The sequence below is a fragment of the Candidatus Phytoplasma phoenicium genome, assembly GCF_001189415.1.
Classification (GTDB): Bacteria; Bacillota_I; Bacilli_A; order Acholeplasmatales; family Acholeplasmataceae; genus Phytoplasma; species Phytoplasma phoenicium.
The window spans coordinates 1-7,475 of the sequence record NZ_JPSQ01000031.1 but is presented as its reverse complement, the minus strand read 5'-3'; the positions used below and the strand labels follow the sequence as shown (position 1 = coordinate 7,475).

Below are 7,475 nucleotides of genomic sequence, written 5' to 3'. Positions count from 1 at the left end.
TTTATTTATTTATTCTTATTAAGAGTATAATTTCGTATTATATTCAAAGGAACAAATTGTGAATATAGGATTACAAATTAGAAATTTAAGATTACAAAATCAATTAACGCAAAAAGAACTCGCTTTGAATATAAGCGTTACTAGTGGATATATTTCACAAATAGAAAATAATTTAATTTCTCCTTCTTTAAAAATTTTGTTTAAGTTATGTGATTTATTTAAAATTTCTGTATCAGATTTTTTTAAACATAAAACAAATTTAGAATTAATACATAAAAAAGAAGATTTTTTAAAAATACCAGATAAATCATTACAAAATACCAGCTATCATTTTTTTCCTAACTTGGTGCAAAATAAAATACAAGTAATAATTGTGGAAATTGAGCCTCAAGGGCAAACTAAAATCACTAATCAATCAATTACTGAGGAATTTAGTTTTTTATTAGAAGGAGAAATGATTTTATTTATAAATAAAGTTCAGTATTTATTAAAAAAAGAAGATGCTTTTTATTTATCTACAGATAAAGAATATTATTGTTTTAATCATACAAACCATATTGTTCGTTTGTTAACAGTGATAACTTCTCGTTATTACGAGGAAGAGAATTGAGAAAATTTTTTAGGAGATCATAAATGAGAAAAATTATAATTATGGGGAATTGGAAAATGTATAAACATAAAGACGAATCCATGGATTTTATTTTCCAAATTAATGATAAAATACCCAATCGTAAAAAAATTGAAACTGTTATTTTTCCTCCTATGATTTTTTTAGATGCTTTAACTAAGATAGAAGGTGAAAATTTAAGAATAGGAGCACAAAATATTTTTTATCACACTGAAGGACCTTATACTGGAGAAACTTCTCCAAAAAATATTGCTGATTTAGGAATTAAATATGCTTTGATAGGCCATAGCGAAAGAAGAATTTTATTTGGTGAAACTGATGACATTATTAATCTGAAAATCTTATCAGCTTTGTCTCATCATATTTATCCAGTTTTGTGTTTTGGAGAAACATTGGAAGTTAAAGAACAATATCAAACAAAAGTTTTTTTAGACCATCAATTAGAAAAAATGATGAAAAACATTCCTTTGGATAATATAGAAAAAATTATTTTGGCTTACGAACCTATTTGGGCTATTGGGACAGGAAAAAATGTAGAACCTGAAATAGCTAATGATATCATACGAAATATCAGAAAGAAAATTGCTAGTTTATTTTCTCATACTGTGGCACAAAATATTCGTATTGTTTACGGTGGTTCTGTAAATGTTAATAATGTTGAAGCTTTCTTACAAAAACCAGAAATTGATGGTATTTTAGCAGGAAAAAGTTCTTTGCAAATTAATGATTTTTTGTTTTTTACTAAAATAGCGTCGAATAAAAAAATCCAAGACAAATATTTATATCCAAAAAATTAAAATATAATTGAAAAGAAACCAACTATTTTAAAAAGAATGGTTTCTTTGTTTTTATTTGAGAAAGTTATAAATGATGAATTTTGAATGGTTAAAACAATTAAATCCAGAACAATTAAATATAGCTACTTCTGTTGACAAAAAATCTCTTTATGTGATGGCAGGAGCAGGAACAGGAAAAACTCGTGTTTTGACTACTCGCATAGCTTTTTTACTGAAACAATTGCAAATTCCCAGTGACCAAATTTTAGCTATTACGTTTACTAATAACGCTGTCAAAGAGATGCAACAACGTCTTCAACCAATATGTTCTTCTGAAACTTTTGCACATTTGACTATTTTGACTTTTCATGCTTTTGGTAATCAAATTTTAAAACAATATATTTCACATATTAATTCTTGTTTTAATGTTAATTTTAACATTATTGACGAACAAGAAAGTAAAACAATTATCAAAGAATGTATTAAAAATTTGAATTTGGATAAAAATTTATTTCCCGCTGGTGATATGCAAAAAAATATTGCTAAAATGAAAATTTATATCATCAAAAAAGAAATTTTAGATAAAATACAAAAGATTTACCAACATGAAGAATGGTTTAATCATAATTATCAAACTGTCAAGTTTCAAACTAAAGAAGCTAAAAAAATTTTTAAATCTTATCAATCTTATTTGCAAAAAAATAATTTAGTGGATTTTGACGATTTACTTATTTATGCTTATCAATTATTAAGTCGTCATAAAGAGATTTTTACTTTTTATCAAAACAAATTTACTTATATATTGGTTGATGAATTTCAAGATATTGATTTAATTCAATATCAAATTATTAAAATGATCAGTTTAAAATGTAATATTTTTGTTGTAGGTGATCCTAATCAAAATATTTATAGTTTTCGTGGTGCGGATTTATTATGTAATCATTTATTTGTACGAGATTTTCAAGCTTCTATAAAAAATTTAACACAAAATTATCGTTCCACTATGAATATTTTGGATGCAGCTAATCTTTTGATAAGTTATAATTATAATTCTAAAACAAATCCATTTCAAAATAATTTACAAAGTTTTGTAGGTTATGGCAAAAATATCATTTATCAAGAATTTGCGAATGCTCAAAAAGAGGCAGAAAATATTTTAAAAAAAATTCAATATTTAGTACAAAAAAAAAAGTATCAATATCGTGACATAGCGATTTTATATCGTTTAAATCAATTAAGTAAAGATATTGAACACAGTTTTCTGTTAAATGATATTCCTTATCGTATACAAGGTTATACTTCTTTTTATCAAAAAAAAGAGATTAAAGATATAATTGCTTATTTGCAAATTTTAATTAACCCACACAATAATTTTTATTTAAAGAGAATTATAAATTTTCCTTCTCGTAATATAGGCATAAAAACGGTATCTACTTTAGAACAAATAGCCGAAGAACAACAAATTACTTTATTTTCAGCAATACAACAAATAATATCTACAGATCATCCTTTAAAAAAAAAGTTAAAAACATTTCAAATAATATTTCAAGAATTATCAGAAGTTTTTTATAATCCTGGAATTTGTAATTTATCCAATGTTATTTTATTAATAGATGATATTATTGCTTATTCTCAATTTGTAAATAATGAAAAAAAAACTGCAAATGCAATGATCAAAAAAAATAAGCAAATGAATATTCATCTTGAGAGATTACAAAATATTTTATCTAATTTAGATCAAAAAAAAGAAGGTAACTTTATAGACCAATTAACTTCTTTTTTAAATAGTATTGCTTTATTTCAGGAAGCGGATAAAAGTAACGAAATATCTGATAACGTTATTCTTTCTTCTATTCATAAATCTAAAGGTTTGGAGTTTAAAATAGTTTTTGCTATTGGTTGGGAAGATTATGTTTTTCAAGATACAAATAATACTTTTAAACATAGTAAATTTAATAATGATAACTTATCATTTCAAGAAGAAAGACGTTTAGCTTACGTAGCGATCACTCGAGCCAGAGAACTTTTATATATTAGTAGCGTTATGGAACGTATATTTTTTGGTAAAATTATTAATACCCAACCTGTTAGGTTCATTGAAGAAATGAAGTTAAAAACTGTAAATAATGACCATAATATGCTTGCTCAAATAAAAAAAAATATAAATCATAATTTTTTTCCTCAAAAACCACGATTTTCTCCAAAACCTTTTACTTTATATAAAATAGGAGAGAAACTAAAGCATCCTCAATTTGGGATAGGTACTATTATTTCTTTGGAACATAATAAGGGGATGGTCTCAATGATTTTCCCAGTTCCGTATGGCATTAAAAAATTTAGTATGCAAAAATCATGTTTAATTAAATTAAAATAATCTTCAGATGTTGGCGTATTATTAATATTTTATTTTAATTTTTTCTTTAATAAAAGATTTGAAGTTTATTTTTTATCTAATTATTTCTTTGTTTGATTTAATTTTTAGTAAATCCAATTTTTTTTATTTTACTTTATCTTAAAGAGTCATTTTTGATTTCATTATTGAACAAATCTCTATAATATGAATTATTATATTATATATAAAATCATAATAAAATTTTTGATGAGAAATTTTGTTTATTAATAAATAATATTGAAATTATTTAGTATTTTTCAAAAAAAGGAGTTTATAATTTATTATGTATAATTTTAAAGGCACAGATTATCAGGCCATTATTAATCAAAAAAAAATAGTGTTAGTAGATTTTTACGCGACATGGTGTGAACCTTGTCGCAAATTAGAACCTATTTTAGAAGATATTGAACAGAACAACAAAGAAGTATTTTTTTGTAAATTAGATATAGATAAATATGATGATTTAGTGACACAGTATCAAGTCAAGAGTTTTCCTACTTTAATTTTATATTATAATGGTAAAGAAATTAAACGTCATTTAGGTTTTTGTTCTAAGAAAGAACTTTTAAATTTTTTAAAAATTTAAAAAAATAAAAATATGAATGGCGTATTTTTTGTTAACAAAAAAAGTGGTCAAACATCACATGATGTAGTTCAACAAATAAAAAAAAAATTTTCCTTACTGAAAGTAGGACACACAGGCACTTTAGATCCCTTAGCTGAAGGTCTTTTATTAATTTTAGTAGGCAAAGCTACAAAGTTAAATTTTTTATTTGATCAATTAGATAAAAAATATCAAGGCACTATCATTTTTAATCATGAATACGATACTTTAGATGTTAAAGGAAAATTAATAACCACAAAAAATCAAATACTTACAGATAATTTAATGAAAAAAGCTTTTGCCATCTTTCATCAAAAAAAATATCAACAAACACCACCAATGTATTCTGCTATAAAAATTAAAGGCCAAAAATTATATCATTTAGCTCGTAAGAATATCCAAATCGATATTCCTCCTCAAAGATTAGTTTTTATTTATCATTTAGAGCAAATATCTTCTTTAAAAGAGCAAACTGTAGACTTTTATGCACATGTGTCTAAAGGAACATACATTCGTAGTTTAGCCAGAGATATTGCGTCATATCTATCTACTTATGGAGCATTATCTCAACTTTGTAGAATAGCTATTGGACCTTATCAATTAACGCAAGCCAAAGATGTAGAACAAGTAACATTAAATTGTTTAATCCCTGCAAAAAATTTTTTTAGCAATTGTCCTCAAATAGTTTTAAACGATTATTTAATTAAATTAGTGAAAAATGGTATTTATTTAGATGAAAGACAAACGATTACTCAAAAACCTTTTATTGTGTTAGATAATCAAAAAAAATGGATTGCTTATTATGAAGTTATGGGTCCAAAACAATATGCTCCTAAATACTTTTTTTAGTATTTTAACAGGAAAATTATTTTTTGGCGTTGCGTATATTAAGTTAATGATTTTGTATGATATCAAATAAAGTATATTTAGGGACATTAAAATTTTTTTTAGTTTTTATTCTTTCTATCATTTATGAAATATGTGTTGAAAGTTCAGTTCAAGGGAAATCATTAACTATTTTTTAGCTATGATAAGTTTTTAATTAACATACTTTTTATAATGAAAAAAATAACTTTATTTAAAGTTGTTTTTTTGTATGAATATTTAATTGTTAGTTATAAAATTAGAAAATTTATTTTATTTTCGAATTACTCCTGTTTTGCGAGCTGCTTGTGCAACTGCTTTAGCTATTTCAGGAACAATTTTCTTTTCAAAAACTATTGGTAAGATATTATTTTCATTTAATTGGTTGTCAGGAATAATACTTGCTAAAGCGATTATAGCTGCTTTTTTCATTTCTAAATTAATAGTAGTAGCATGAGCATCTAAAGATCCGCGAAAAATCCCTGGAAAAGCTAAGATATTATTGATTTGATTAGGAAAATCAGAACGTCCAGTAGCGATTATACGTGCCCCTCCTTTTTTGGCTTCTTCTGGAAGAATTTCAGGTACAGGATTAGCTAAAGCAAAAACAATAGCATCTTTATTCATTGTAGATATTAATTGACTATTTAAAACATTTCCAGTAGAAACACCGATTACAATATCTTTATTTTTAATTACTTCTTCAAGTTTACCTTTTTCATTGTTTTTATTAGTCATAGCAGCAATTTTTTGTTGTTCGCTATTCATTTTCCATGTTTGATCTAAATGTAAAGGACCATTTTTGTCAAAAACAACAATATTTTTTACATTTAATAAAAGTAACATTCTAGTAATAGCAATACCAGCAGCACCAGCACCAATAATTAAAATTTCTATTTCTTCAATTTTTTTTTTTACTACTTTTAAAGCATTAAGAACACCTGCAGATACTACAATAGCTGTACCATGTTGGTCATCGTGTAATACAGGAATATCTAGTGTTTGTTTTAGTTTTTCTTCAATTTCGAAACATTCCGGGGATTTAATATCTTCTAAATTAATTGCACCAAAAACAGGAGAAATTTTTTGAGAGATGTTAATAATTTCTTCAGGATTTTTTGAATCAATACAAATGGGAAAAGCATCAATATCAGCGAATTTTTTAAATAAAATTACTTTACCTTCCATAACTGGAATTGAAGCTTTAGCACCGATATCTCCTAAACCTAAAACAGCTGTTCCGTTGGATATCACAGCCAAAGTATTTGATTTAAAAGTATATTTATAAACTTCTTGAGGGTTTTGACTAATTACTCGACAAGGCTCAGCAACTCCTGGCGTATAAGCTAACGCCAAATCTTGTAAATTGTTTATTTTTACTTTATTTTTAATAGCAACTTTGCCTTTGTTTTTTTCGTGAAATTTTAAAGCTTTTTCATATACATTCATGATTTGATAATCCTTTTTTATTTTTTTGATGATTTATAAAATAATATTATTTTTTTATTAAAATATTTATATTTTAAGTACTTTTATTTTATCACTTGTGCACAAAAATTGAATTTTGTATAAAATTTGTCCTAAATTAAAAATAATATAATTTTTTGGAGTTGATAAAACAAAAGAAGAAATAATGAAATTTGCAAAACATATTTATTATAACTCTAAAAATTAAAATTTTTTATTTTAATGAAAAATAATATGATGTTTTTTTATTTTTAAATTTTAATGATTGTTTGTTGGTTAATTTTTTAAAAATTCTATTTATTACAAAATTAAAATAAAAAAAGATCATAAGATCTTTATTTTTTTTATTCCTTATATGAGCAAACATATTTTAATATTTCCTATATAATATAAATTAATTTAAATATTTTTGATTTTATTCCGTAAAGTTATAGATTTTAATTGTAAACAATAAATAGTGTTTTGGATGAATTTTCTTGTGAGGAGAACATATATTAGTTTGGCGATTGAAGAATTCCCTAATATTCATATGGTTGAATTGTTTTTCTCTCAGAATTTTATTATTCTTTTAAGATTTGTCTTTTTAGAATAAAATTTTTTGACTCATTAATTATTTGGAAATAATTGATGGATATGATCTTTTTTATTTGATGAAGTGATATTTTAATGGATGTGAACTATTCCAAAACTTTAGACACTTTTTTGACTTTTTAAAAACTCTTGAAGACTAACTCTTAAGTTAGT

Annotated in this window: 6 protein-coding genes; 5 read left to right on the top strand and 1 reads right to left on the bottom strand. The window is 24.2% G+C overall.

All coding sequences use genetic code 11. The annotated features are described in order from the left end of the window. Positions 1-58: 58 nt before the first annotated feature. The 5 genes from AlmWB_RS00895 (at position 59) to truB (ending at position 5,249) form a co-directional block, all read left to right on the top strand. Positions 59-610: a helix-turn-helix domain-containing protein gene (locus AlmWB_RS00895; protein ID WP_050337196.1), complete on the top strand. Its 552-nt coding sequence runs from the start codon at positions 59-61 to the stop codon at positions 608-610. A gap of 23 nt (positions 611-633) precedes the next feature. Further along, the gene (gene tpiA, locus AlmWB_RS00890; RefSeq protein WP_050337194.1) at positions 634-1,425 is read left to right on the top strand and encodes a triose-phosphate isomerase; all 792 of its coding nucleotides are present in this window, start codon (positions 634-636) and stop codon (positions 1,423-1,425) included. A gap of 70 nt (positions 1,426-1,495) precedes the next feature. Continuing rightward, on the top strand, positions 1,496-3,778 hold the full coding sequence (locus AlmWB_RS00885) for an ATP-dependent helicase (RefSeq protein WP_083993344.1): 2,283 nt from the start codon (positions 1,496-1,498) through the stop codon (positions 3,776-3,778). Between the two features lie 301 nt (positions 3,779-4,079). After that, positions 4,080-4,382, top strand: a complete 303-nt coding sequence (gene trxA / locus AlmWB_RS00880) for a thioredoxin (protein ID WP_050337190.1) — start codon at positions 4,080-4,082, stop codon at positions 4,380-4,382. A 12-nt stretch (positions 4,383-4,394) separates the two neighbouring features. Further along, complete coding sequence (gene truB, locus AlmWB_RS00875) at positions 4,395-5,249, top strand: tRNA pseudouridine(55) synthase TruB (protein WP_050337188.1); 855 nt, start codon at positions 4,395-4,397, stop codon at positions 5,247-5,249. A gap of 288 nt (positions 5,250-5,537) precedes the next feature. Here the strand turns inward: truB and AlmWB_RS00870 are convergent, their stop codons facing one another. After that, positions 5,538-6,713 (bottom strand): NAD(P)-dependent malic enzyme, encoded by a 1,176-nt coding sequence (locus AlmWB_RS00870; protein WP_050337186.1) that lies wholly within the window; start codon positions 6,711-6,713, stop codon positions 5,538-5,540. Positions 6,714-7,475: the final 762 nt, after the last annotated feature.